The sequence below is a fragment of the Enhydrobacter sp. genome (genome assembly GCA_025808875.1).
In the GTDB taxonomy this organism is placed as follows: Bacteria; Pseudomonadota; Alphaproteobacteria; order Reyranellales; family Reyranellaceae; genus Reyranella.
This window is the reverse complement of record CP075528.1, coordinates 4166696-4190955: the sequence shown is the minus strand read 5'-3', so window position 1 is coordinate 4190955 and position 24260 is coordinate 4166696. Positions and strand designations below refer to the sequence as shown.

24 protein-coding genes and 1 tRNA gene are annotated in these 24260 nt (G+C 68.0%); 8 read left to right on the top strand and 17 right to left on the bottom strand.

All coding sequences use genetic code 11. From position 1 onward, the window contains the following. Positions 1–40: 40 nt before the first annotated feature. From ahcY to KIT25_20760, 7 genes are all read right to left on the bottom strand, one after another. Positions 41–1435: an adenosylhomocysteinase gene (ahcY, locus tag KIT25_20790; GenBank protein ID UYN94441.1), complete on the bottom strand. Its 1395-nt coding sequence runs from the start codon at positions 1433–1435 to the stop codon at positions 41–43. A 625-nt stretch (positions 1436–2060) separates the two neighbouring features. Beyond that, the gene (locus KIT25_20785; GenBank protein ID UYN94440.1) at positions 2061–2357 is read right to left on the bottom strand and encodes an HPr family phosphocarrier protein; all 297 of its coding nucleotides are present in this window, start codon (positions 2355–2357) and stop codon (positions 2061–2063) included. Beyond that, positions 2354–2758, bottom strand: a complete 405-nt coding sequence (locus KIT25_20780; GenBank protein UYN94439.1) for a PTS sugar transporter subunit IIA — start codon at positions 2756–2758, stop codon at positions 2354–2356. The genes KIT25_20785 and KIT25_20780 overlap by 4 nt, the downstream gene beginning before the upstream one ends. Further along, positions 2755–3708 (bottom strand): RNase adapter RapZ, encoded by a 954-nt coding sequence (gene rapZ / locus KIT25_20775; protein UYN98008.1) that lies wholly within the window; start codon positions 3706–3708, stop codon positions 2755–2757. Before rapZ ends, KIT25_20780 begins: the two co-directional genes overlap by 4 nt. Before the next feature lie 14 nt (positions 3709–3722). Then, a complete protein-coding gene (locus tag KIT25_20770; GenBank protein UYN94438.1) occupies positions 3723–4163 on the bottom strand; it encodes an HPr kinase/phosphatase C-terminal domain-containing protein in 441 nt (146 codons plus the stop codon). Positions 4164–4173: 10 nt separating this feature from the next. Next, the gene (locus KIT25_20765) at positions 4174–5955 is read right to left on the bottom strand and encodes a stimulus-sensing domain-containing protein (protein UYN94437.1); all 1782 of its coding nucleotides are present in this window, start codon (positions 5953–5955) and stop codon (positions 4174–4176) included. Next, entirely contained in the window at positions 5924–6649 is a 726-nt protein-coding gene (locus tag KIT25_20760; protein ID UYN94436.1) for a response regulator transcription factor, read from the bottom strand. The genes KIT25_20765 and KIT25_20760 overlap by 32 nt, the downstream gene beginning before the upstream one ends. An 84-nt stretch (positions 6650–6733) precedes the next feature. On the opposite strand from KIT25_20760, the gene KIT25_20755 reads away from it, so the two are divergent. Together KIT25_20755 and KIT25_20750 are read left to right on the top strand one after the other, a co-directional pair. After that, positions 6734–7459 (top strand): DUF2470 domain-containing protein, encoded by a 726-nt coding sequence (locus KIT25_20755; GenBank protein UYN94435.1) that lies wholly within the window; start codon positions 6734–6736, stop codon positions 7457–7459. A gap of 169 nt (positions 7460–7628) precedes the next feature. Next, complete coding sequence (locus tag KIT25_20750) at positions 7629–9236, top strand: phosphoenolpyruvate carboxykinase (protein ID UYN94434.1); 1608 nt, start codon at positions 7629–7631, stop codon at positions 9234–9236. Between the two features lie 42 nt (positions 9237–9278). On the opposite strand, the gene KIT25_20745 is transcribed toward KIT25_20750, so the two are convergent. The 3 genes from KIT25_20745 to KIT25_20735 are packed head-to-tail and all read right to left on the bottom strand — an operon-like array spanning position 9279 to position 10202. Then, complete coding sequence (locus tag KIT25_20745) at positions 9279–9446, bottom strand: hypothetical protein (protein UYN94433.1); 168 nt, start codon at positions 9444–9446, stop codon at positions 9279–9281. Positions 9447–9476: 30 nt separating this feature from the next. Continuing rightward, positions 9477–10025, bottom strand: a complete 549-nt coding sequence (locus KIT25_20740) for a trypsin-like peptidase domain-containing protein (GenBank protein ID UYN94432.1) — start codon at positions 10023–10025, stop codon at positions 9477–9479. 39 nt (positions 10026–10064) lie between these two features. Next, positions 10065–10202, bottom strand: a complete 138-nt coding sequence (locus tag KIT25_20735; GenBank protein UYN94431.1) for a hypothetical protein — start codon at positions 10200–10202, stop codon at positions 10065–10067. Positions 10203–10325: 123 nt separating this feature from the next. Between KIT25_20735 and KIT25_20730 the strand changes: the two genes are divergently transcribed. Together KIT25_20730 and KIT25_20725 are read left to right on the top strand one after the other, a co-directional pair. Further along, positions 10326–12179, top strand: coding sequence for a hypothetical protein (locus tag KIT25_20730; protein ID UYN94430.1), 1854 nt, complete (start codon positions 10326–10328; stop codon positions 12177–12179). 54 nt (positions 12180–12233) lie between these two features. Further along, positions 12234–13298 carry an aromatic ring-hydroxylating dioxygenase subunit alpha gene (locus KIT25_20725; protein UYN94429.1) on the top strand — a complete coding sequence of 355 codons (1065 nt, stop codon included), beginning with the start codon at positions 12234–12236 and terminating at the stop codon, positions 13296–13298. On the opposite strand, the gene KIT25_20720 is transcribed toward KIT25_20725, so the two are convergent. Then, positions 13279–13896: a glutathione S-transferase family protein gene (locus KIT25_20720; GenBank protein ID UYN94428.1), complete on the bottom strand. Its 618-nt coding sequence runs from the start codon at positions 13894–13896 to the stop codon at positions 13279–13281. The genes KIT25_20725 and KIT25_20720 overlap by 20 nt on opposite strands. Before the next feature lie 22 nt (positions 13897–13918). After that, positions 13919–16867: a DNA polymerase I gene (gene polA, locus KIT25_20715; protein ID UYN94427.1), complete on the bottom strand. Its 2949-nt coding sequence runs from the start codon at positions 16865–16867 to the stop codon at positions 13919–13921. Positions 16868–17149: 282 nt separating this feature from the next. Between polA and KIT25_20710 the strand changes: the two genes are divergently transcribed. Together KIT25_20710 and KIT25_20705 are read left to right on the top strand one after the other, a co-directional pair. After that, a complete protein-coding gene (locus tag KIT25_20710) occupies positions 17150–17707 on the top strand; it encodes a TMEM165/GDT1 family protein (protein ID UYN94426.1) in 558 nt (185 codons plus the stop codon). A 48-nt stretch (positions 17708–17755) separates the two neighbouring features. Next, positions 17756–18997, top strand: coding sequence for an MFS transporter (locus tag KIT25_20705; GenBank protein ID UYN94425.1), 1242 nt, complete (start codon positions 17756–17758; stop codon positions 18995–18997). Between the two features lie 335 nt (positions 18998–19332). Here KIT25_20705 and KIT25_20700 read toward each other — a convergent pair whose 3' ends face one another. The 4 genes from KIT25_20700 to KIT25_20685 all read right to left on the bottom strand — a co-directional run bounded on the left by KIT25_20700 (position 19333) and on the right by KIT25_20685 (position 22163). Continuing rightward, positions 19333–19641, bottom strand: a complete 309-nt coding sequence (locus KIT25_20700) for an XRE family transcriptional regulator (GenBank protein UYN94424.1) — start codon at positions 19639–19641, stop codon at positions 19333–19335. Continuing rightward, on the bottom strand, positions 19638–19988 hold the full coding sequence (locus tag KIT25_20695) for a type II toxin-antitoxin system RelE/ParE family toxin (GenBank protein ID UYN98007.1): 351 nt from the start codon (positions 19986–19988) through the stop codon (positions 19638–19640). Before KIT25_20695 ends, KIT25_20700 begins: the two co-directional genes overlap by 4 nt. Before the next feature lie 53 nt (positions 19989–20041). After that, the gene (locus KIT25_20690; protein ID UYN94423.1) at positions 20042–21184 is read right to left on the bottom strand and encodes a GTP-binding protein; all 1143 of its coding nucleotides are present in this window, start codon (positions 21182–21184) and stop codon (positions 20042–20044) included. Positions 21185–21275: 91 nt separating this feature from the next. Next, on the bottom strand, positions 21276–22163 hold the full coding sequence (locus KIT25_20685) for a CHAD domain-containing protein (protein ID UYN94422.1): 888 nt from the start codon (positions 22161–22163) through the stop codon (positions 21276–21278). A gap of 216 nt (positions 22164–22379) precedes the next feature. On the opposite strand from KIT25_20685, the gene KIT25_20680 reads away from it, so the two are divergent. Continuing rightward, a complete protein-coding gene (locus tag KIT25_20680) occupies positions 22380–22904 on the top strand; it encodes a flavin reductase family protein (GenBank protein UYN94421.1) in 525 nt (174 codons plus the stop codon). A 52-nt stretch (positions 22905–22956) separates the two neighbouring features. Further along, positions 22957–23031, top strand: a tRNA-Gln gene (locus KIT25_20675). Positions 23032–23510: 479 nt separating this feature from the next. Here KIT25_20675 and KIT25_20670 read toward each other — a convergent pair. Next, entirely contained in the window at positions 23511–24260 is a 750-nt protein-coding gene (locus tag KIT25_20670) for a slipin family protein (protein UYN98006.1), read from the bottom strand.

The window sequence follows — 24260 nt, the reverse complement described above, 5'->3', positions numbered from 1 at the left end:
CTCCGATGCCGACTTCTATCACGACGACGCTGTGGGTCGATCAGTAGCGATACTGCTCGGCCTTGAAGGGGCCCGCCTCGGGTACGCCGATATATTTCGCCTGGTCGGCGCGCAGCTTGGTCAGCCGGGCGCCGACCTTCTCTAGGTGCAGCGCCGCCACCTTCTCGTCGAGCGTCTTGGGCAGGGTGTAGACCTTCTTCTCGTACTTGCCCGGGTTGGTCCAGATTTCGACCTGGGCCAAGGTCTGGTTGGAGAACGAGGCCGACATCACGAAGCTCGGATGGCCGGTGGCGTTGCCGAGATTGACGAGCCGGCCCTCGGACAGAACGATGATGCGCTTGCCGTCGGGGAACTCGATCTCGTCGACCTGCGGCTTGACGTGATGCCACTTGAAGTTCCGCAAGCTGGCGATCTGGATCTCGCTGTCGAAGTGGCCGATGTTGCAGACCACCGCGCGATGCTTCATCGCCTTCATGTGGTCGAGCGTGATGACATCGACGTTGCCGGTGGCGGTGACGAAGATGTCGGCCTTGGGCGCCGCGTCTTCCATGGTCACGACCTCGTAGCCCTCCATCGCCGCCTGCAGGGCGCAGATCGGATCGACCTCGGAGACCATGACGCGGCAGCCGGCCTGGCGCAGCGAGGCGGCCGAGCCTTTGCCGACGTCGCCGAAGCCCGCGACCATGGCGACCTTGCCGGCCATCATTACGTCGGTGCCGCGGCGGATGCCGTCGACCAGCGACTCGCGGCAGCCGTAGAGATTGTCGAACTTCGACTTGGTGACCGAGTCGTTGACGTTGATGGCGGGCCACAGCAGCCGGCCTTCCTTCTCCATCTGGTAGAGACGGTGCACGCCCGTGGTCGTCTCCTCGGTCACGCCCTTGATGCTGGCACCGAGCTTGGCGTACCAGCCGGGCTTTTCCTTGTTGGTCCTGGCGATCGCCTTGTAGAGGACCTCTTCCTCCTCGTTGGTCGGCTTGGCGATCAGCGACGGATCCTTCTCGGCGCGCATGCCGAGATGGACCAGCAGGGTGGCGTCGCCGCCGTCGTCGAGGATCATGTTCGGCGTGCCGCCGTCGCCCCATTCGAAAATCTTGTGGGTGTAGTCCCAGTACTCCTCGAGGCTCTCGCCCTTGACCGCGAACACCGGCGTGCCCGACTTGGCGATCGCCGCCGCGGCGTGATCCTGGGTCGAGTAGATGTTGCACGAGGCCCAGCGCACGTCGGCGCCCAGCGCCTTCAGGGTCTCGATCAGTACCGCCGTCTGGATGGTCATGTGCAGCGAGCCCGCGACGCGCGCGCCCTTCAACGGCTTCTTCGGGCCGAACTCCTTGCGGATCGCCATCAGGCCGGGCATCTCGGTCTCGGCCATGTCGATTTCCTTGCGGCCCCAGTCGGCCAGCCCGATATCCTTGACGACGTAATCCTGAGCCATTGAGGGCGCTCCTAGCGGGAAAGGTGCGGCGTGGAATATGGCCGTGTCTTATCAGCGCCCTCGCGCCGCCTCAACGCGTCCCATGCGCATATAAGCAAGAATTTATGGCGATATGCCCGGCGCTTTATCCCGTCGCTACGGCGGGCGACGAGCATCACCGCGCTCGAGGGCGAGCGTAACCGTCGCTTTGATCTTCTCGGTTGCCGGCTGCTCAGGAGAATGCTGGGAGAACGGGCATACGCATCACCTCCAAGGCGAAGCTACCAACCGGCGTTTCAACGGGTATCCGATCCTTTGAATAGTTGGGGAAGAAACGAGAAGCTGGAAGAGTCCCTTCGCATCGAGATGACTCAGATTGGTCTCGAGGGATTGATCGACAGATATCAGTTCCAGTGCACCGCCGATCCCCGGCAGGCCTCGTGCCCTGGTTGCCGTGTCTGTGACCGTACGATCCCCGTCAGGTACTATCGCATCAGTATCTTCCCCACCCTTGGAGGTCCGTGCGAGCAAGACGGCGACATCCGTATTCGAGCCTATGTCGGCCCCGGACCAACGGTGAACGCCATGACTTACTGGCGGAAATAGCCCGCCGCTCTGAGCCTCCGCCCGCAGAGACGACGCGGCGCTAGTCCTCCCCGAACTTCCCCTCGACCAGCGCCGACAGCGCGGCCATCGCCTCGGCGGCCTGGCGGCCCGCACAGGCGAGTTCGATCTGGCTGCCGATGCCGGCGGCCAGCATCATCAGGCCCATGATGGACAGGCCGGACACCTCCTGGCCTTTGAAGCCGACGCGGCTGGTGGCATCGAACTGCCCGGCGGTGCGCACGAACTTGGCGGCGGCGCGGGCATGCAGGCCGCGCCTGTTGGTGATGGTCAAGCGGCGGCGAATGGTTCCGACGGCGGCGTCGGCGGCCTCGCTCATGAAGCTTCCCTGGCGAGGAGACGCGAGGCGACGGTGATGTATTTTCGGCCCGCCTCCTGCGCGATGCGCACCGCCTCGGCGATCGGCCGGTTGCGCACGCCGGCCAGCTTCACCAGCATCGGCAGATTGACGCCGGCCAGCACCTCGACGCGCGCGTGATCGATGATCGAGATGGCGAGGTTGGACGGCGTGCCGCCGAACATGTCGGTCAGCAGGATCACGCCGTCGCCGCTGTCGCAGGCGCGGGCGCGCTCCAGGATCTCGGCCCGCCGCTTTTCCATGTCGTCTTCGGCGCCGATGCAGACGGCGGACACGCATTGCTGCGGGCCCACCACGTGTTCCAGCGCGGCCAGGAATTCGCGCGCCAGGTTGCCGTGCGTCACCAGTACGATACCGATCATTCTTCCACGCCCGTCTTGTTCCCCACCGTCGGCCCGCCCCGGACGTCGACGTCGCGATGCGTGAGAGTGACCGAGCGTCCGGCCGCGCGCAACCATGCCGCCAGCGCCTCGGCGACCGCCACCGAGCGGTGCCGGCCGCCCGTGCAGCCGACGGCGATGGTCAAATAGGACTTGCCCTCCGTGTCGAATCGCGGCAGCAGCGGCGTCAGCAACCCGCGCAGCCCGTCGAGGAAGGGACGATAGTCGGGATCCGACTCGATGAACGCGACGACCTCCGGATCGGCGCCCGTCATCGGCTTGAGCGGCGGCACGTAGTGCGGGTTCTTGAGGAAGCGCACGTCGAACACGAGGTCGGCCTCGCGCGGCAGGCCGCGCCGGAAGGAGAACGACGTCACGGCGATGCGCGTGCGCGGATGGTCGCCCAGCGCGAAATGGCCGGCGAGCAGCTGCTTGAGCTGGTGCGGCGTCAGGGTCGAGGTGTCGATCACGACATCGGCCGAGTCGCGCAGCCATTCGATCCGCTTGCGCTCGTCGACGATGGCGTCGACCACCGGCCGGTCGGGTGCCAGCGGGTGCGGCCGGCGCGATTCGGTGTAGCGCCGGCGCAACGTCTCTGTGTCGCAGTCGAGGTAGAGCAGCCGCGGCACGAGATCGGTGCGCAGGCGCAGCTCGCGCAGGCGGCGCAGCAGGTCCTGCGCGTCGAAGCCGTAGGTGCGCGTGTCGACGCCGAAGGCGAGAGGAGCGGCCATTTCGCCCGGGCTGCCCGCGGTCGACCGCATCAGGTCGCCGAGCAGCGGCAGCGGCACGTTGTCGACGGCGACGTAGCCCAAATCCTCGAGGGCGTGGAGCGCCGTGATCCGGCCGGCGCCGGACAGGCCGGTGACCAGGACGAAAGGGCGCCGGGTCTCAGCGATCTTGGTCGAAGGGCTCGTCGTCGGGCTGTCGGGCATGGCGACAACGGCGATCATGCGCGGGCGGTTCGGGCCAGCGCAAGGCGCAACTTGGCGGCGGCGGAGGCCTCGAAGGGAGCGAGCGCCAGGACCGGCAGGTCGACGCCCAGCAATGCCTCGTGGCGGGCCTCGGGAAGCCGATCGATACGATCCGCCGGGACCAGGTCGACGAGCAGGCCCACCGCCGCCCGGGACAGCAGCTTCATCCGGCCGAGGCGCACGATCCCCAGGCCCCGCACCTCGATCATGCCGGCCAGCGCCGCTGGCGGGGTGGCGATCAGGCCGCGTCCCTTGCGCGCCACGTGCGTCTGGTCGTCGGCCACCAGCCGGCCGCCCGCCTCGAGCGCACGCAAGGCCAGGTCCGACTTGCCGGATCCCGACGGTCCGCGCAGCAGGGCGGCTCGCCACGATCCGCCGGTGGACTTGAAGGCCACGGTGGTCGCGTGGATGAACATGGTGCCGCGCCTATTTCCGGTTGGCCGAGGGAATGCGGATGGTGAAACGCGCGCCCAGCACGCGGCCGTCGGCGGCGCGGCGGTTGGAGGCGGCGATCGAGCCGCCATAGGTCTCCATGATCTGCCGGCAGATCGACAATCCCAGCCCCGAATGCCGGCCGAAATGCTCGGTCGGCCGCTCGGAATAGAAGCGCTGGAAGATCGATTCGAGATTCTCCTCGGGAATGCCGGGGCCCTCGTCGTCGATGGTGACCACGAAGGGGCCGTTGCGCGGCTCGCGCATGAGCTCGATGACGATGCGCGAGTCGGGCGGGCTGAAGGACAGGGCGTTCTCGATCACGTTGCGGAACACCTGCCCGTAGCGGCCGTCGTGGCCGTGCGCGGTGAAGGGCGGGTTGGCGGCGATGCGCAGGTCGACGTCGACTGCCGCCCGCTGCGCCTCGGTCCGCACGTAGTGCCGGATCATGTCGTCGAGCAGCGCCTTCAGGTCGACCGGCTTTACCTCGCCGCGCATCAGTTCGGCGTCGAGCCGCGAGGCGTCGGAAATGTCGGAGATCAGCCGGTTCAGCCGGTTGATGTCGTCGATGACGATGGCCATCAGGCGGGCGCGGCGTTCCGGCTCGAGATCGGGACGGGCGGCGACCTCGATCGCCGAGCGCAGCGAGGTCAGCGGATTCTTGAGCTCGTGCGCCACGTCGGCGGCGAAGCTCTCGATGGCGTTGATGCGCTGCCACAGCGCCTCGGTCATCGAGCGCAGGGCGTCGTTGAGATCGCCGATCTCGTCGCCGCGCTTGCCGAGATCGGGAATCGTCGGCCGGCTCGCGCGCGCCAGCCGCACGTCGTCGGCGGCGCGTGCCAACCGCACGATCGGCTGGGTGATGGTTCCCGCGAGATAAAGCGAGAGCAGCACGGTGATGCCGAGTGCCGCCACGGCGATGGTCAGCATGTCGTAGCGCACCTCGCGCAGCGACGCGGCGATGGCGCGGTTGTCGCGCGTCAGCATCAGCGAACCCAGCACCTGCTTGTAGCGCTGAACGGGCACGGCGGCGCTGAGCAGCAGCCTGCCATCGCCCGCCACGCGGACGGCCGAGGCGTTGAAGCCGCGCAACGCGCTCGCCGCCTCGGGGAAGTCACGGATCGTGGGCACCGGGCGCTCGACATACTCGGAGTAGCGTTCGTGGCGGGACAGCTGGTGGCCGATCCAGTCGCTGATGCGATCGATCAGCGGGCGCGGTTCGTCGACCGGCTCCTCGGGTGGCGGCAGCGGGGCGCTGTGAATGCGCCCGGCCTCGGTCAGGACCGCCGAGTCGCCGAGCAGCTCGCCGGTCTCGCTGAACAGGCGTGCCCGCACGCCGGTCGGCCGGACGAGGCGCGTCAGGAGCTGGCGCGCCGCCTCGGCATCGAGGCGGTTGACGGTGGTCTCGCCGCCGACCACGGCGACCTCGCCGATGCCGGCGGCCACCATCTCGCCCTGCACCGACAGCGAGGCGAGCTCGGCATCGATCAGCTCCTCCTCGTAGTCGCTGAGATAGACCGCGCCGAGCGCCAACAGCGCGACCGGCACGATATTGAGCAGCAGGATGCGCCGGGTGAGCGGGGAATGGCGGCGATTGGGGCTGCGGCGGCGGCGCAGCAGCGACGGCGACTCGGCCCGCTCCGCCGCGGTCTCGGCCCGTCGGCGCGCGCCGGGCCACAGGCCGCGGATCGCGGATTTGAGGGGCGACGTCGCCGCGGTCGGAGTGTCTGCCGGAGTCTCCCGCCTAGGCGTCGCGGTATCTGTATCCAATGCCATAGAGCGTTTCGATCTGCTCGAACTCGCCGTCGACCTCGCGGAACTTGCGGCGCACGCGCTTGATGTGGCTGTCGATCGTGCGGTCGTCGACGTAGATCGTCTCGCCGTAGGCGGCATCCATCAACTGGTCGCGGTTCTTGACGTGGCCGGGCCGCTCCGCGAGCGATTTCAGCAACAGGAACTCGGTGACCGTGAGATGCACTTCCTTGCCCTTCCACGTGCACTGGTGCCGGCTCGGATCGAGCACCAGCTCGCCGCGCACGATCCGCTCCGTTCCGCCCTCGCCCTTGGCGCCGCCGCCGTCGGTCCGTCGCAGCACGGCGCGGATGCGCTCGAGCAGGAGTCGCTGCGAGAACGGCTTGCGGATGAAGTCGTCGGCGCCCATGCGCAGGCCCAGCACCTCGTCGATCTCCTCGTCCTTGGACGTCAGGAAGATCACCGGGAAGGTCTGGGTCTTGCGAATCCGGTTGAGCAGTTCCATGCCGTCCATGCGCGGCATCTTGATGTCGAAGATCGCCAGGTCGGGCGGTGCCTGGTTGAGGCCTTCGAGCGCGGAGGCGCCGTCGGGGTAGGATTTGACCTGGAACCCTTCGGCTTCGAGCAGCATCGACACGGAGGTCAAAATGTTGCGATCGTCGTCGACGAGGGCGATGTTCTTGCGCACGGCGTGACTTCTCCTGGCGGCCTGGTCCATAATGTTACCACAGACCGGGCGGTTGCTGCCGCCCGCCCGATCTGCCACCGATAACGTGCGAATTGCGGCTTTTTTGATCCCACCATGACGGATGACACATCCCGGGCGGTGCGCGACCTGCTTCGCGGGCTCGATCGCGCGGCCCTTGCGACGGCCTTGCCGACCGGTGCCGAGGGTGAGCCCGCCTGGCCCTACGCTTCGCTCGTCCTGGTGGCGGTGGATCACGATCTGTCGCCTCTCCTGTTGCTCAGCGACCTGGCCGAGCACAGCAAGGCGATCGCGGCCGATGCGCGGGTGTCTCTGCTGTTCGACGGCACCGCTGGCCTCGATCAGCCGCTGACCGGCGCGCGCGCCTCGGTGCTGGGGCGTGCCGCGCCGGTCGACGACGAACGTCTCACGCGACGATTCCTGGCGCGGCATCCCGATGCGGCCATGTATGCGGGCTTCAAGGATTTCCACCTCTATCGCGTCGTGCCGGAGCGCGTTCATCTTGTCGCCGGCTTCGGCAGGATCAAATGGCTCGATGCGACGGAGCTTCTGGCGGTGCCGCCGCTGCCCGAGTTGATGGAGAGCGAGGCCGGCATCGTCGCCCACATGAACGACGATCACGGCGATGCCGTCCAGCTCTATGCCGGCAAGCTGCTCGGCCTGCCGGGCAGCGACTGGAGGATGACGGGGGTCGATGCCGAGGGTATCGACCTGCGCCGCGCCGGCCGGGTGGCCCGCCTGCCGTTCGAGAGCCCGCTCGCGGCGGCAGGGCAGGCCCGTCAGGCCTTGATCGCGCTGGTCGCCAAGGCACGCGCCGCGTGATTCCGCGTCGCGGCATGCTGTTCGCGACTGCGAAAGTCGATCCACACTATTCCGCCCTTCGCCCTTGCCGCCCGGCGGCGGGCAACCTAAAGGGCGACGTGACGTTCAGGGCAACTCGGAGGGGCTTCGGCGCGCCGGGAATTGCCCAGGGAAGCAGGGAGAAGCGCTAGTGGCACAGACGGGCTTCGTCGTACCGAAAGTTGGCCTCGATGCACTCGGGTTGAAGAATCTCGAGAAGGTGAACTGGAACCTCTCCGTGCCGGCGCTTTACGAGGAAGCCGTCCGGCGCCGCGAGGGTGCGGTCGCCGACGGCGGGGCCTTCGTGGTGCGCACCGGCGTGCACACCGGCCGTTCACCCAACGACAAATTCTTCGTCGAGGACACGGGCACCAGGAGCCGCATCGACTGGGGCAAGACCAACAAGCCGATCTCGCCCGAACGCTATCGCGCCCTCTATAACCGGATGATGGCCTACGCCCAGCGCCGCGAGCTGTTCGCACGCGACTGCTGGGCCGGCGCCGACCCCGCCCATCGCATCGGCGTGCGCGTCGTGACTGAGACGGCGTGGCACAATCTCTTCGCCCGCAACATGTTCCTGCGGCCGCGCGCCGAGGAGCTTGAAGGGTTCAAACCCGATTTCACCATTCTCAACCTGCCCGGCTTCCAGGCCGATCCAGCGCTCGACGGCACCGCCTCGGATTGCGCCATCCTGGTGAATTTCAGCGAACGTGTCGTGGCGATCTGCGGCACCTGGTACGCCGGCGAGATCAAGAAATCGGTGTTCACCATCCTGAACTACCTGCTGCCCGACAAGAACGTGCTGCCGATGCACGCCTCGGCCAATATCGGATCGAAGGGCGACGTGGCGATCTTCTTCGGCCTGAGCGGCACCGGCAAGACGACGTTGTCGGCCGATCCGTCACGTACCCTGATCGGCGACGACGAGCATGGCTGGGCGGAGAACAGCCTCTTCAACTTCGAGGGCGGCTGCTATGCGAAGGTGATCAAGCTCAGCCGCGAGGCCGAGCCCGAGATCTACGCGACGACCGGCCGCTTCGGCACGGTGCTCGAGAACGTGGTGCACGATGCGCACACCGGCGCGCTCGATCTCGACGACGGCCGCTTCACCGAGAACACGCGCGCCTGCTATCCGCTGGACTTCATCCCGAACACGCTGGAAAGCGGCATCGCCGGCACGCCCGAGAACATCGTGATGCTGACCGCCGACGCCTTCGGCGTTCTGCCGCCGATCTCGCGGCTCAGCCCTGAGCAGGCGATGTATCACTTCCTCTCAGGCTACACGGCGCGCGTTGCCGGTACCGAAAAGGGCGTGACCGAACCGCAGGCGACCTTCTCGACCTGCTTCGGCGCGCCGTTCATGCCGCGTCATCCCACGGTCTACGCCAAGATGCTGGGCGAGAAGATGGCCCGCCAGAACGTCAAGTGCTGGCTGGTCAACACCGGCTGGTCTGGCGGCGGCTTCGGCGTCGGCCAGCGCATGTCGATCCGCCACACGCGGGCCATGGTGCGGGCGGCGCTCGACGGCACGCTGGCGTCGGTCGCCGCCACGCCGGATCCCCATTTCGGCATGCTGGTGCCGAGCGCCTGCCCGGACGTGCCGGGCGACGTGCTCAACCCCAAGAACACCTGGAAGGACAAGAAGGCCTACGACAGCGCGGCGCGCGACGTTGCCAAGCGCTTCGAAAGCAACTTCCAGCAGTTCGAGAGCCACGTCGACGGCAAGGTCAAGCAGGCGGCGATCCGCGCCGCCGCCTGATCCCTAGCGCGCGACGACGAGGACGACCGACTTCTCGTAGTCTTACACCAAGCTTTGCAGCGAACGGCCGCCGATGCGGCCGCGTGTCGCGATGTCGGCCAAAAGAGGCACCGCCTTGTCGACCTTGGCGACGAAGTTGACGTTCTGCGGAAGCAGCACGTCGAACTGGATGAAGTTGGGGTCGTCGGAGAGGCCTGACAGCGCATTCACCCGCCCGAAAGTGGCCTTCTGGGCGTTGCCTTACAGCGTGATCAGCGGATAGCCGAGAGTGAACACTTCATCGGCACGCACGACGGTGCTGGACGAGCCGATCGGCAGGGCGGCGAACCGGCCTTCGATCTTCAGCAGCGCCAGATCGTGCGCGGGGTCGTTGTGCACGGACTGCGCGGTGTGTTCGATCCCGCCGATCGGTACGGAGATTCTGGTCGACCCGTCGACGACGTGATGGTTGGTCATCAGGTAGCCGTCCGATGTGACGAAGAAGCCGGTGTCGACGGAGAATCCCTTCTCCTTGCGCACCTGGCGCGGCCGGTAGATCGGCAGATCGGGCTTCGACGCGGCTTCCTCCCGATGCTGGCCGAGCTTCGCCATGACCTCCTGTTCGGACATGCCGAAAGCGAACTCGAACCTGACGCCGCGATTGTCGTCGCCCTCGCCATGGCCCGACGTGCAGCTCGTCGCCGTCCAGTCGGCCAGCAGGTAACGGCCGTCGTCGCAGCGCAGCCGGGCGATGCCCTTCTGGCCGGCGCAGGTCGGCAGGAAATAGTTGCTGGCCGGGATGAAGAGCACCCTCGACGCGCCGCGGCAGCGCAGGCCGGTGTTCTTGCCTCATGCGTCGATGAAGCTCTCGCCCGACATCAGATCGGCGTTGACCGTGCCGAGGAACACTTCATTGTAGTCGCTGAACTTTCCCACCACCGGGTAGGTTGCCGTGCATCCGATCAATGCGGCGCCCACGATTGCCATCGAGATTGTGGTCCGACGAATCATTTCCCGCCCCATCCTCGCGGCAGGAACAATCCCACGGATGGCAAAAAATATCAATGATACACGCGTTAGTTGCTGTTTGGCTGATCGGCGCCGAGGGACATGGCTGAGTCCAAGGCCACTTTAGCGGCGGTCGCGAACGGCGAGCGGCGGCGGTGGCGGATGCCGCTGATCGTGGCGCTCGCCTTCGCCTTCGTCTCGCTGGCGCTGATCTCGGGCATCGCCTACATCGCCGTTCTGACGGGTGCCACGGGAACCGCTGAGCGCCTGCTGGTCGACCGTGCGCAGCGCGTTGTCGATGCCCAGGTGTCGCTGCTGCGCAATCGGCTCGACCCGGTGACCGAACAGCTCGAGTTCGTGGCCGCGCTGGTCGCCGCCGGACGCATCGACATCGTGCAGCCGGTGGCGGTGCGCGAGGCGCTGGCGGTGCTGATGACCAAGGTGCCGGGCGTCTCGGCCGTCGCCTTTGGCACACTCGACCTCCAGTTGCACCGCGCGCGGCGCGAGCCCGACGGCATGGTCATCCGCGACACGATCTCGCTCGCCGAGCAGCAGCGCGGGCTGGAGCGGTTCCGCGAGATGCAGACCGCGCACAGCACCTTCTGGGGCGCGTTGTTCTGGAGCGAGGCGCTGAAGCAGCCCGTGCTCAACGTGCGCACCCCGGTACGGCGTATCGACGACGCCTTCATCGGCGCCCTGATCGCCACCGTCGCCGTCGGCGATCTGTCCTATCTGATCGCCGACCGCACCCAGGCCGGCGGCGGCAACTACTTCATCCTGGTCGATCACGACCATGTGCTCGCCCATCGACATCTGATCGACCCGCGCGGCCTCGGCCTGTCCGAGGCCAAGCCGTTGCCGACCATCGCCGAGATCGGCGATCCGGTACTCGCGCACTTCTTCGGCAAGCCGGTGCGCAGCCCGCAAATCGACCGGACACTCGGCGAGCTCGGCCATGTCGTCGAGATCGACGGCAAGCGCTGGGTGTTCGTCTACCGCCGGGTGCTGCGCTTCGGCCCCGACCCGTGGCTGGTCGGCCAGTACTTTCCGTTCGAGGACGCCACCGCCGAGCTCGACCGTCTGACGAACGGCGCCATCGTCGGCGCCGTCACGCTCGCCGTCGCCGTCCTGCTGGCCCTGGTCATGGGCCTTCGCATGGCGACCGCGATCCGCACCATCACCACTGCCGCCGAGTCGATCCAGCGCCTGGAGTTCGAGCAACCCTTCCACAAGCACTCGCTGCTGCGCGAGATCGACGACGCCGCCCGCAGTCTCGACAAGGCGCGCGGTGCGCTCAAGTGGTTCGGCGCCTACGTACCGCGCCGTCTCGTCTTCCGGCTGATGGAGCTCGGCGAGGAGGCGATCGTCTCGCGGCGCCGCCAGGTCACGGTGATGTTCACCGACATCGTCGAGTTCACGCCCCAAGCCGAGGACCTGCCCGAGCAGGAGACGGCGGAGCTGCTCAACCAGCACTTCGCGCTGGTCGGCACCTGCATCGAGAACGAGCACGGCGTGATCGACAAGTATATCGGCGACGCGGTCATGGCGGTATGGGGCGGCCTGCAGCGCATGGAGGACCATGCCGATCGCGCGATCCGCACCGCGTTGGCCATCGCCCGGGCCGTTCACGACGACAACGAGCGTCGCCGCGCCGCCGGGCGGCCGCCGGTCCGCATGCGCATCGGCCTGCATTCCGGTCCGGTCGTGGTCGGCAACATCGGCGCGCCGGGCCGCGTCAACTTCACCGTGGTCGGCGACGCGGTGAACGTCGCCCAGCGCTTCGAGCAGCTCGGCAAGGAGTTCATGAAGGAGGGCGAGGAGATCGTGGTGCTGGCGAGCGGCGCCACCGTCGCCGCGGTCAAGGACCGCGCCTCGCTCGGCATCGCCCTGCCGGCGCCCGAGCCGCGCATGGTCAAGGGCCACGATCGGCCGGTCGAGGTCTATCGGCTGGCCTGAGCGCCGGTGTATCCTGCCGCCAAGCCGCCGCGAGGAACGGGGTTGGAGGAAGCCATGTGGGTCCGCAATGCCTGGTACGTCGCCGCCTGGGCGCAGGAGATCGAGCCCGGTCGCATCCATGCCCGTACCATCATCGACCAGCCTTTGGCGCTCTACCGGACCGGCGGCGGCGAGGTGGTGGCGCTCGAGGATCGTTGCCCACACCGCTTCGCGCCGCTCTCGATGGGCCGGCTCGAGGGCGATGCGCTGCGCTGCATGTATCACGGCCTGAAGTTCGCGCCCGACGGCAGTTGCATCGAGATCCCGGGCCAGAAGCTGATCCCCAACTCGGCCTGCGTGCGGCGCTATCCGGTCGAGCTGCGCGGCAGCTGGGTCTGGGTGTGGATGGGCGACGCGTCGCTCGCCGATCCGGCGGCCATCGCGTCGTCGCTGGCGCTCGACGATCCGGCGTGGCGCCTGCTGGCGAGCCATCTCGACTACGACGCGAACTATCTGCTGATCGACGACAATCTGCTCGACCTCTCGCACCTCTCCTTCGCGCACGAGAAGACCTTGGGCATGGACATGCCGCAATGGGCCGAGCTGCGCCCGCGCATCGTGCCGCTCGAGCGCGGCCTCCGGATGCAGCGCTGGCACACCGACCATCCGCCGCGCGGCTTCATGAAGAAGAAGCTCGGCGAGCGCGCCGACGTCTGGACGACCTACGATTTCCTCTTCCCTGGCCTGTTCCTGCAGCGCACCACCTTCTGGCCGGCCGGCACGGCGGCGCGCAGCGGCGGCGGAGAGCCGGCCGGCGAGCCGCTGTTCCATCGCGTCGACGAGCAGGCCGTCACGCCCGTCTCGGCCCGCACCTCGCGCTACTTCTACGCCGCTGGCGCCCGCCGCCAGGACATCGACGCGGACAAGCTCGAGCGGCTGTTCGCCGTCACCGCGGCGGCGTTCGGCGAGGACAAGGCGCTGATCGAGGCGCAGCAGAAGCTGATCGACCTCGATCCCGGTCGGCGCATGCTGCCGACCAGCCTCGATGCCGGGCCGACCCGGTTCCGCAAGTTGGTCGATACGTTGCTGGCGGGCGACGGCGCGCCGCCGACCTCCGCCGTCAGGTCAGCTTCACCATGACGTGCCGGGCGTAGGCCGGCCGGCTCGCCAGCCGCTCGTACCACGCCTTCACGTTCCCGAGCGTGGGCCGCGCCATGTCGAGCGCGTACCAGCGATGCACGAAGCAGCCGACCGGAATGTCGCCCACGGTGAAGTGCTGGCCGGCGACGTACTTGCGGCCCTCGAGCCAGCCGTCGAGCCGGGCGAACAGCTTGCCGGCGTCCTCGGCTGCCTTCTTGATGGCCGCCATGTCGCGCTTCTCCGGCGGCGTGCGGACGAGGCCCCAGAAGGCGATGCGCATCGGCTCGGAGATGGTCGAGAGCTGCCAGTCCATCCAGCGGTCGGCCTCGCTGCGCTCGCCCGGATCGGTCGGCCACAGGGTGCCCGAGGCGTAGCGCGCCGCGAGGTAGCGCACCGCCGAGTTGCTCTCCCAGACGATGCGCCCGCCGTCGTCGATGGTCGGCACGACTCCGTTGGGGTTCATCTTCAGGTACCAGGGCTCGTTGTTGCCGCCGAACTGGAGGCCGACATCGACGCGCTCGTAGGCGACACCGCACTCGTCGGCCGCCCACAGCACCTTCATCACGTTGATCGAGTTCGATCGGCCCCAGATCTTCATGTCCTCCGTCTCCTCCGTGGTCTCAATGCGCCGCCGCCCAGTTGTCGCCGACGCCGGTGTCGACCACCAGCGGCACGGAGAGCGTGGCGGCGCTTTCCATCACCGTGCGTGCCACGTCCCTGGTCCCGTCGATCTCCCTGTCCGGCACTTCGAACAGCAGCTCGTCGTGCACCTGCAGCAGCATCCTGGCCCTGAGGCCGGCGTCCGAGAGCGCGCCGGGCAGGCGGATCATGGCGCGCTTGATGATGTCGGCGGCGCCGCCCTGCAGCGGGGCGTTGATCGCCGCGCGCTCGGCGAAGGCGCGCATGCCCTGGCTCTTGTCGGAGATGAAGCGCAGGTGGATCTTGCGTCCGAACGGCGTCGTCACGTAGCCGTGCTTGCGCGCGTAGTCCTTGGTGCGCTCCATGTAGTCGCGAATGCCGGGATAGCGCTGAAAGTACCTGGCGATGTAGTCGCGCGCCTCGGGCTGGCCGATGCCGAGCTGGTTGGCGAGGCCGAATGCCGAGATGCCGTAGATGATGCCGAAATTGATCGCCTTGGCGCGCCGGCGCATCAGCGGGTCCATGCCCTTGACCGGCACGCCGAACATCTCGCTCGCGGTGATGGCGTGGATGTCGTCGCCGCGCTCGAAGGCGGCCTTGAGCTGCGGGATGTCGGCGACGTGGGCCAGCAGGCGGAGCTCGATCTGCGAATAGTCGGCCGACAGCAGCTTGTGGCCCTTCTCGGCGATGAAGGCCTCGCGGATCTTGCGGCCCTCCTCGGTGCGCACCGGGATGTTCTGCAGGTTGGGGTCGGTCGAGGCGAGCCGGCCCGTCGCCGCGCCCGTCATGTGATAGGAGGTGTGCACGCGGCCCGTCCTGGCGTCGAGCTCGCGCACCAGCGCGTCGGTGTAGGTGCCCTTGAGCTTGGCGAGCTGGCGGTGCTCCAGGATCTTGACCGGCAGCGGATGGCCTGAACCGGCCAGCTCCTCCAGCACCGAGGCGTCGGTCGACCAGGCGCCGGTCTTGCTGCGCTTGCCGCCCGGCAGCTTCTGCTCGTCGAACAGGATCTCGCCGAGCTGCTTGGGCGAGCCGACGTTGAACTCGCGGCCGGCGATCTTGTGGATCTCGCCCTCGAGCTCGCCCAGCCGCTTCTCGAAGTCGGCGCTGAGCCTGCGCAGCGCCGGCGCGTCGACCTTGATGCCCGCCGTCTCCATGTCGAGCAGCACCGGGATCAGCGGCCGCTCGATGGTCTCGTACATCGTCACCATGCGCTCGCGCACCAGCCGGGGCTTGAGCTGCGCCCACAGCTGCAGGGTCACGTCGGCGTCCTCGGCGGCGTAGTCGCGCGCGCGCTCGATCGGCACGCGATCGAAGCTCACCTGCTTGGCGCCGCTGCCGGCGACGTCGGAGAACTTGATGGTCTTCTGCCCGAGATGGCGCTCGGCGAGCTCGTCCATGCCGTGATTGTGACGGCCCGCGTCGAGCACGAAAGAGAGCAGCATCGTGTCGTCGACCGGGCCGACCTCGATGCCGTAGCGGCGCAGCACGCCGATGTCGTACTTGATGTTCTGGCCGACCTTCAGCACCGCCGGATCCTCGAGCAGCGGCTTCAGCTTCCCGATCGCCTTGGCGAGCGGCAGCTGACCGGGCAGCAGCTTTCCGTCGCCGCCGCCCGACGCACCGCCGTCGAGATCGAGGCTGGCCTGCGCCTCGCCGCCGGGCTCGCGATGGGCGAGCGGCAGGTAGGCCGCGCGCCGCCGCGTCGAATTGACGTTGCCCCACGGGCCCTCGAGCAGCGACAGCGAGACGCCGACCAGGCCGGCGTTGTTCGAATCGAGCGCATCGGTCTCGCAGTCGAAGCCGACGACGCCCGCCTTGGTCGCCTCGGCGACCCATTCGTCCAGGGCTTTCTCGTCACCGATCAGCTCGTAGTCGTCGGGCGTGAAGGGGCGGTTGGATTTCGGTCGTGCGACCGGCGCGGCGACGGCAGGCGCCGCGGCCGCGACGGGGGAGGGGACGGCTGGCGCGGGCGCGACCGGCGCCGTCGCCTCGCCGAGCTCGCCCTTGTAGCGCTGCAGCAGGCTCTTGAAGCCCTGCTGCTCGAGCCAGGGCAGCAGCACGTTGGGGTCGGGCTTGCGCTTGTCGAAGGCGTCGGGATCGGTGGCGACCGGCACGTCGTCCTTTAGGGTCACCAGCTGTTTGGAGATGCGGATCAGCGCGGCGTTCTGTTCCAGCGATTCGCGGCGCTTGGGCTGCTTGATCTCGGACGTGCGCCCGAGCAGCGTCTCGAGGTCGCCGTACTCGTTGATGAGCTGCGCCGCCGTCTTGACGCCGATGCCCGGCGCCCCCGGCACGTTGTCGGTCGAATCGCCGGCCAGCGCCTGCACGTCGACCACCTTGTCGGGCGTGACGCCGAACTTCTCCATCACCGCCTCGGGCCCGAGCTTGATCTTCTTGATCGGGTCCATCAGCTCGACGCCGGGGCGCACGAGCTGCATCAGGTCCTTGTCGGAGGAGACGATGGTGCAGGTGCCGCCCACCTCGAGCGCCAGCCGCGCATAGGTGGCGATCAGGTCGTCCGCCTCGTAGCCGTCGGATTCGCAGACCGTGACGTTGAACGCCCGGGCCGCCTCGCGGATCAGCGGGAACTGCGGGATCAGGTCCTCCGGCGGCGGCGGCCGGTTGGCCTTGTACTTGTTGTAGATCTTGTTGCGGAACGTGACCTCGCCGGCGTCGAGGATCATGGCGATGTGGTCGACCTCGGGATTGTCCAGGAGGTCGGCCACCAGCATGCGGCAGAAGCCGAACACGGCATTGATCGGCGTGCCGTCGGGCCGCGTCATCGGCGGCAGGGCGTGATAGGCGCGGAACAGGTAGCCCGAGCCGTCGACCAGATAGAGATGACGGATCGGCTTGTTGTCGCCGTCGGCCGGCCGGCCTGTCGCCGCCGCCTTCGGGGGAGCCTTGGATTTCGCCACTGCCTTCGCCATGGCCAAGGTCTAGCACGGGCCAAAGGGCCGCAGCGAGGCGGCTTGCCGCCACTTGCCCACCGCGCTAAAGCCCCCGCTGTCATAGGGGAGTAGCCGGCCTCGTTTCCCGAGGTGGATACGTCAACAGACTTGGTCCCGTGGGGCCATGGCGTGTCCGGCAAGAGCGATCCGCGGGCGGACCGCGAGCCTGGCGAGACCTTTGGCTTGCTTGGCGCCTTCACCTGCGGGATCGGGCGGCGCGAGCGGCCATTGGTATGTGCCCGGTCCCGCCGTGACGTTGCGATGGAAGTCTTTGCCGTTTCCGCGGGTCTGGTGGCCGTCGCCGAGATCGGCGACAAGACCCAGTTGCTCGCACTGCTGTTGGCCGCGCGCTATCGGCGGCCCGGCGCGGTGATCCTCGGCATCCTGGTCGCCACGCTCGCCAACCATGCGCTGGCCGCCTGGGCCGGCGCCGCCGCCGCCGCTTGGCTCGGTCCGGCGGCCCTGCGCTGGATCCTGGTCGGTTCCTTCCTCGCCATGGCCGCCTGGTGCCTCGTTCCCGACAAGCCGGAGCAGGGGTCGCGCGCCGTCGACCGCGCCGGCGCCTTCCTCGCCACGACCCTCGCCTTCTTCCTGGTCGAGATCGGCGACAAGACCCAGCTCGCCACCGTGGCGCTCGCCGCCCGCTTCGAGGCGCTGCTCGCCGTCACGCTCGGCACGACGGCGGGCATGATGCTGGCCAACGTGCCGGCGGTGCTGTTCGGCGAGGCGCTGACCCGCCGCGTGAGGCTCGGCGTGGTGCGCATCCTGTCGGCCGTTTCGTTCCTCGGTCTCGCCATCCTGGGGCTGATCGCGACCTGACCCGATCCTCACTACACTCGGCGCAACGATTCGAGCGGGGAGGACACGGTGACCGCCGCCGGACAGAGCATCGAGACGCGCGATTCCTGGCGGGCCGCCTGGATGACGCTCGGGCTGCTCTCGATCTCCTTCGGCACGCCGCTCCTGATCGTGGTCGGCATGAAGCCGATCCAGGAGGGGCTCGGCACCGAGCGCGCCACCATCGCGCTCGCGGGCTCGCTCGCCTGGATCGGCACCGGCGCCGGCGGCATCCTCATGGGCTGGCTGGCCGACCGCATCGGCCTGCGCGCCACCGTCGCGACCGGCGCCTGCATGATCGCGGTCGGACTGGCGCTCGCCTCGAGCGGGTCGCTCTGGGCGCTCTATGTCGGCTTCGGCCTGATGGCGGGGTTCCTCGGCAGCGGCGGCGTCTATCCACCGCTGCTGGTCTATGTCAGCCGCTGGTTCGACCGGCGGCGCGGCACGGCGATCGCCTTGATTTCCTCGGGCCAGTATCTCGCCGGCGTCACCTGGCCCGCCGTCTTCGAACGCGGCATGGCGCTGCTCGGCTGGCAGACCGTGCTGCTGGCCTACGGCGTGCTCGTCGCCGTGGTCCTGCTGCCCGGCACCCTGCTGCTGCGGCCGCCTCCCGGCCCGCCGCCGGCGGCGCAACGCGCCGCCGAGGCCTCGACCGCCGCCGGCCGGCGCGTCGCCGGATTGCGGCCCAACGCGGCGCAGGCGCTGCTCTGCGTGGCGGGCTTCTGCTGCTGCATCCCCATGTCGGTGCCGCAGGCGCATCTCGTCGCCTTCTGCACCGACATCGGCATCAGCCCGACGCGCAGCGCCACCATGCTGTCGGTCATGCTGGCCTGCGCCTTCCTCGCGCGCCAGGCCTGGGGTGCGCTGGCCGACCGCATCGGCGGCTTGCGCACCATCCTCGCCGGCTCGTCCTGCCAGATCGTCGCCATCGCGCTCTTCCTCACGACGCAGGACGAGGCGGGCCTGTTCGCCGTCTCCGCCGTCTTCGGCCTCGGCTTCGCCGGCATCATCCCGGCCTATTCGGTGGCGATCCGCGATCTCTTCCCGCCGTCCGAAGCCTCGTGGCGCATGCCGCTCACGCTGTTCACCGCCATGAGCGGCATGGCCTTCGGCGGCTGGTTCGCCGGCGCGCTCTACGATTCCTTCGGCTTCTACGCGCCGGCCTTCGCCATCGGCATCGCCTTCAACCTGCTGAACCTCGCCCTCATCGGCTTCCTGGTGTTCCGCACCGGCGGCTGGCGGCGCGCGCCGGCGTGGTCGGCTGTGGCGTGACGTTCAGCTTGGCATATATTCCCAGCGTATGCCCGAAACACCTAAGTAACGCTCTCCGAAGAACCACCGCAGACGCTTGCAGGACCGAGGCTTGTCTCGATTTGAGGTGGTTGCACCCGAGGCCGATCGAGAACTGCCCCGATCGCTGGCCAAGCGGCTTGCCGAGAAGGGACCGGACTCCTCGCTCATCCGCACGGCCGCCCGGCATGGCCCGACTGTCAGGGAATTACTGTCTCGATACAAACTAGCCGCCAGTTATTGCTGCTGCTGTTCCTGCTGGCCCCAGCCCCTCTTCTCGGCGTCGAAGAAGGTGGCGCAGACCTTGCGGATGGTGGTCACGCCGCTTCTTCCAATTCGAGCCGGACTCGTTTGCCGACCGCGTGGGCCGTCCTTACGAGACTAGCCAGCGATATCTGATCGTTCGCCGGATCGAGAATTCGGTCGAGTTGCGATCGACTCGTCTTCAGCCGCTTGGCCAGCGCCGCCTTCGACACCTTCCGAGCCTTCATGGCCTGCTGAAGCTGCCATGCCGTGACCCGCTTGATGGCCTTGGCCGTCGCTGCCTCGAGCTGGCCCTCCTCCTCGAGGAAGGACTCGAAGGTGGAACCGTGATGGGGATTGGGCTTGTTTCGCTTGCGTTTCATCCTTCCGACTCCAGGTATCGGGTGCGGTTGGCGCGTGCCAAGGCCATGTCGGCCGCCGGCAATTTCTGCGTCTTCTTGATGAAACCGTGCGACAACACCAATGATCCCCGACGACTGACGAAAAAGATCACTCGCGCAATCCGTCGACTTGGCAGCCGGGTTCGGACTTCATGGAGTCCGTCGCCGAGCGACCGAACCAGCGGCATTCCCAACGGCCAACCGAATTCCACGGCTCTGATGTCGTCGCCGATAGCTTTGCGATCCTCCGGCGGAAGACCACGCAGCCACTCCCGGACCGGTTCGCGCCCGCCGGCGGTTCGAAAGAAGACCGCGGGCACTCTCTTCAGCGACGGCACTTCGGTGTTGTGTACCGTAAGTGGTACGTGAAGTCAAGGCTCCGCTACTGCTGTTGCTGTTCCTGCTGGCCCCAGCCCTTTTTCTCGGCGTCGAAGAAGGAGGCGAAGACCTTGCGGATGGTGCTTTCGCCGATGTCGCGGGTGATGAAGACGACGCGGCTCTTGCGGTCGTCGCCCTCGGGCCAGGCCTCGAGCGTGGCCGGCGGATGGAAGACGTGCTGCACGCCGTGGATCACGACCGGCTTGTCGGTGTCCTTGACGTTCAGGATGCCCTTCATGCGCAGCAGGTCGGGGCCGCGATAGGTCACCAACGCGTCGAACGCCGCCGCCACCGTCGACCAGCTCATCGGCTCGTCGAAGGTCATGCAGAAGGCGCGGATGCGGTCGTCGTGGCGGTTGGGGTTGTGCGGATCCTGCTCGTCGTGGCTGTGGGTGTGGTCGTGACCATGATCGTGCCCATGCCCATGCCCGTGATGGTGGTGATGGCCACCGTGCCCGTAGGCCTCCTCGTGCAGCCAGCGCTTGACGTCGGCCGTCTTGGTCTCGGGATTGTAGAGCCCGGCGTTGAGGATCTCGTTGGGGTCGATCTCGCCGCTCGAGACGGTGTGGAAGGGTGCGCCCGGATTGAGATGGGCGAGGCGGTGCTTCAGGTCGGCGAGCTTCGGCGCCTCGGCGATGTCGACCTTGGTCAGCAGCAGCCGGTCGGCCACCGCGGCCTGCTTGACCGCCTCCTCGTGGTTGTCGAGCGTGCTCGCGCCGTTCACGCCGTCGATCGTCGTCACCACGCCGTCGAGCCGGTAGCGCGAGGCGAGCAGGGGATCGGTCATCAAGGTGTGCAGGATGGGCGCCGGATCGGCCAGCCCCGTGGTCTCCACCACCATGCGCTTGAACGGCGTCACCTCTCCCTTGGCGCGCTTGAGGAACAGCTCGCTCATGGTGCGCACCAGGTCGCCGCGCACCGTGCAGCACAGGCAGCCCGAGTTCAGCGTCACCATGCCGTCCTCGTTCGACTTCTCGACCAGCAGGTGGTCGAGCCCGATCTCGCCGAACTCGTTGATGATGACGGCGGTGTCGGAAAGCTCCGGCCGGCGCAACAATTTGTTGAGCAGGGTGGTCTTGCCGCTTCCCAGGAAGCCCGTCAGCACGGTGACGGGAATGCGTTCTTCGGCGGCGGTCTGGGTACTCATGATCGGTCTGCCCTTTCGTTGCCCTCCCCCTCCACCCCCATCGCACCCGAGGGGGCACCTCCCCCGGCGGACCGGGGAGGCAGGGAGGGGGTCACCCCCAGAACGGCTCGATCTTCCCGAACTTCTGCCAGGCCCGCTCCAGCTTGCGCCGGCGGCGCTTGTCGCCGGAGGCCGCCTGTTTGGCAAGCCGGCGCAAGCCCCGCGCGATGTCCTCGGTCGGGCGGGCAGCGGCCTCGAGGTCGGCGATCATGCGATGCGCCACCTCGCGGTCGTTCAGGGTGCCGAGCGCGCCCTGCAGGCGCGTGGTCGCCTGTATATAGGCCTTCGCCGGCCGGGAGGGAAAGGCGGGCCGCAGGAAGTCGGCGGCATAGCGCAGCTTCTTGATGGCGATGCGCAGCCGGTGCAGGCGTTCCGGATCGAACGACTGGAGCTTCCGCCCGCGCCGCAGCACCCGTCGGTGCCGCTCGGCGAGCGCCTGGCGCGCGAACGCGTCGAGCCGCCCCGTCGCGGCGGGCGCCGGCATGTCGACGAAGGCGGCGAGCTGGCTGACGAAGAGATCGAAGCGCGGACTGGCCAGCGCGTCGCGCGACCGCTGCAGGTGGCTGCGGGCGAGGCGGTTGGCGACGCGCCGCACCGTCACCGGCAGGTCGGCCGCGGTCTCCGTCAGGAAGACATGGAGGTCGCGCGACGGCGCGCATTCGCCGGCGAGCCACTTGGCCTCGCGGGCCAGCACGCGCATCTCCTCCCGCGCCTCCGTCGCGGCGACGGCGTCGCGGAACAGCGCCGTCGCCGCGCGCAGCCGGCGCAGCGCGACTCGGGTCTGATGGACTCCCTCGGCGCGGCGGCTCGCCATCACGACACGACGGTGCTTCAGCAGGTCGTCGTGACAGGCGGCGAGGACGCGGCGCAGCGCCCGCTCGGGCGCCGTCGCCGGGCCGAGCGGCCCGAAGGCGGCGGCGCGTTTCAGCGGCTGGTCCATGGCACGTCGAACGGTAGTCGGCGGGCGTCGACGGGCAACCGCAATCGGCGGCAATCTGATGAAGGTTTTATTGCAGTTCGCGCGGACCGTGCGTGGGCGAACGATCGGCACCGTGCGCGGCTTCCGCTTCGCCGACGCCGGATTTCGCTTCCCGGCCCGAGCCTTAGCGGCCGTTTCCGGTGGCGGCCGGCAAGCCGCTTGCCCTAGAGTTTGGACATGACCATCGATTCCGCTGCCTTCAAAAAGGGCATGCGCCATCTGGCGGCCAGCGTGACCCTGATCACGACCCGGCACCACGACCTGCGCGGTGGCCTGACCGCGACGGCGGTCTGTTCGGTGTCGGCCGAACCACCGCAGCTCCTCATCTGCGTCAACAAGACGGCCAGCGCCCACGATCCGATCGGCGAGGCCGGCTTCTTCTGCGTCAACATCCTCTGCCCGACGCATCGCAAGATCGCCGAGCGCTTCGCCGGCATGGACGGGGTCGAGGGCGACGATCGCTTTCGCGACATGGGCGACTGGGCGACGCTGACGACGGGCGCGCCCGTACTCAAGGGTTGTCCGGTGTCGTTCGACTGCCGCCTGGTCACGCAGCTCTCGGCCGGCACGCACACGATATATATAGGCGAGATCGTCGACATGGCGCTCGATCCCGCGGCCTGCGCGCTGCTCTACGCCGATGGCGCCTTCGTGCATGGCGATGCCCTGCGAAAGGCCGCCGAAGCAGCCCTGGCGCAGTAGCGCCGGCCCGCCGAACCCACTATGGTCCGCGCCGCCTGACACCGGAGCCTGCTGGGGCGTAGCCAAGTGGTAAGGCAGTGGATTTTGATTCCACCATTCCCAGGTTCGAATCCTGGCGCCCCAGCCAGTATTTGTCCGCTCGAAGAGAGTCAGATTCGCCCGTGACGCCGGAATCGGGGGGTCGAATCGCCTTCCGATGCAGATGCCATCGGCATCGGACGGAATCCATCGACCCGATTAGGTCCTCAAGGGCGCGTCGAGCTAAAATGCGCCCATGAGCACCAAGACCACTTCCGGCCGCGAGGGCCGCGCGGGATTTCCCGTATCGACGTTCTGCTTCGCCAATCGTCCGCCGACCCGTCCTCCCGACCCGTGACAGGAGGTTTCCGCAGTTCCCGCAGTTTGCGCAACGCATTCCGGCGGAGAGCAGGCACACCACCCTGAGGGCATCTCGGGCGGGTGCCCGCGACGTCGATTGTCCGGCGACACCCCACCGGAGGTTTGCGAGGTTTCCGAGGTTTCCGAGATCGATTTCCGCGATTTCCGCGATTTCCGCGACGGGGGTCGGGGTAGTGGTCCGAGGCGAAGCGAGGCGCAGTCGTCCCGTCAGGACGATTCCGCCCGGCTGCGCAGCGTGTTCAGCAGGTCCATGGGCAGGGGGAAGACGATGGTCGAGCTCTTCTCGCCGGCGATGTTGGCCAAGGTGCCGAGATAGCGCAGCTGCATGGATTCCGGCCGCGCCGCCATGATGGCGCCGGCCTGCACCAGCTTCTCCGCCGCCTGCAGCTCGCCCTCGGCGTCGATGATCTTGGCGCGGCGCAGGCGCTCGGCCTCGGCCTGGCGGGCGATCGCGCGCACCATCTTCTCGTCGAGGTCGATGTGCTTCAGCTCGACGTTCGAGACCTTGATGCCCCAGGCGTCGGTCTGCGCGTCGAGGATGCGCTGGACGTCGGTGTTGAGCTGTTCGCGCTCGGCCAGCATCTGGTCGAGCTCGTGCTGGCCGACCACCGAGCGCAGCGTCGTCTGGGCGAGCTCGCTGGTCGCCTGGTTGAAGGCCTCGACCTGGATGATCGCCCTCTCCGGATCCATGACGCGGAAATAGACCACGGCATTGACCCTCACCGAGACGTTGTCGCGCGAGATCACGTCCTGCGGCGGCACGTCGAGCACGCGGGTGCGCAGGTCGACACGCTCCATGGTCTGCACGGCCGGGATGACGAAGATCAGGCCGGGGCCCCTCACACCCTGCAGGCGGCCGAGCGTGAAGACGACGCCGCGTTCGTACTCGCGCAGGATGCGGATCGACATCGCCACGACGGCGACGATGGCGAGCACCGGCAGCAGCCAGGCGACCAA

Bases quoted from the DNA above. Each gene is read 5' to 3' on its own strand.
- ahcY (UYN94441.1), bottom strand. From the start codon at position 1,435: ATGGCTCAGGATTACGTCGTCAAGGATATCGGGCTGGCCGACTGGGGC.
- KIT25_20685 (UYN94422.1), bottom strand. From the start codon at position 22,163: ATGGACCAGCCGCTGAAACGCGCCGCCGCCTTCGGGCCGCTCGGCCCG.
- KIT25_20690 (UYN94423.1), bottom strand. From the start codon at position 21,184: ATGAGTACCCAGACCGCCGCCGAAGAACGCATTCCCGTCACCGTGCTG.
- KIT25_20720 (UYN94428.1), bottom strand. From the start codon at position 13,896: ATGAAGATCTGGGGCCGATCGAACTCGATCAACGTGATGAAGGTGCTG.
- KIT25_20735 (UYN94431.1), bottom strand. From the start codon at position 10,202: ATGGCAATCGTGGGCGCCGCATTGATCGGATGCACGGCAACCTACCCG.
- KIT25_20765 (UYN94437.1), bottom strand. From the start codon at position 5,955: ATGGCATTGGATACAGATACCGCGACGCCTAGGCGGGAGACTCCGGCA.
- KIT25_20770 (UYN94438.1), bottom strand. From the start codon at position 4,163: ATGTTCATCCACGCGACCACCGTGGCCTTCAAGTCCACCGGCGGATCG.
- rapZ (UYN98008.1), bottom strand. From the start codon at position 3,708: ATGCCCGACAGCCCGACGACGAGCCCTTCGACCAAGATCGCTGAGACC.
- KIT25_20700 (UYN94424.1), bottom strand. From the start codon at position 19,641: ATGAAACGCAAGCGAAACAAGCCCAATCCCCATCACGGTTCCACCTTC.
- KIT25_20725 (UYN94429.1), top strand. From the start codon at position 12,234: ATGTGGGTCCGCAATGCCTGGTACGTCGCCGCCTGGGCGCAGGAGATC.
- KIT25_20730 (UYN94430.1), top strand. From the start codon at position 10,326: ATGGCTGAGTCCAAGGCCACTTTAGCGGCGGTCGCGAACGGCGAGCGG.
- KIT25_20760 (UYN94436.1), bottom strand. From the start codon at position 6,649: ATGGACCAGGCCGCCAGGAGAAGTCACGCCGTGCGCAAGAACATCGCC.
- KIT25_20710 (UYN94426.1), top strand. From the start codon at position 17,150: ATGGAAGTCTTTGCCGTTTCCGCGGGTCTGGTGGCCGTCGCCGAGATC.
- KIT25_20680 (UYN94421.1), top strand. From the start codon at position 22,380: ATGACCATCGATTCCGCTGCCTTCAAAAAGGGCATGCGCCATCTGGCG.
- polA (UYN94427.1), bottom strand. From the start codon at position 16,867: ATGGCGAAGGCAGTGGCGAAATCCAAGGCTCCCCCGAAGGCGGCGGCG.
- KIT25_20785 (UYN94440.1), bottom strand. From the start codon at position 2,357: ATGAGCGAGGCCGCCGACGCCGCCGTCGGAACCATTCGCCGCCGCTTG.
- KIT25_20780 (UYN94439.1), bottom strand. From the start codon at position 2,758: ATGATCGGTATCGTACTGGTGACGCACGGCAACCTGGCGCGCGAATTC.
- KIT25_20755 (UYN94435.1), top strand. From the start codon at position 6,734: ATGACGGATGACACATCCCGGGCGGTGCGCGACCTGCTTCGCGGGCTC.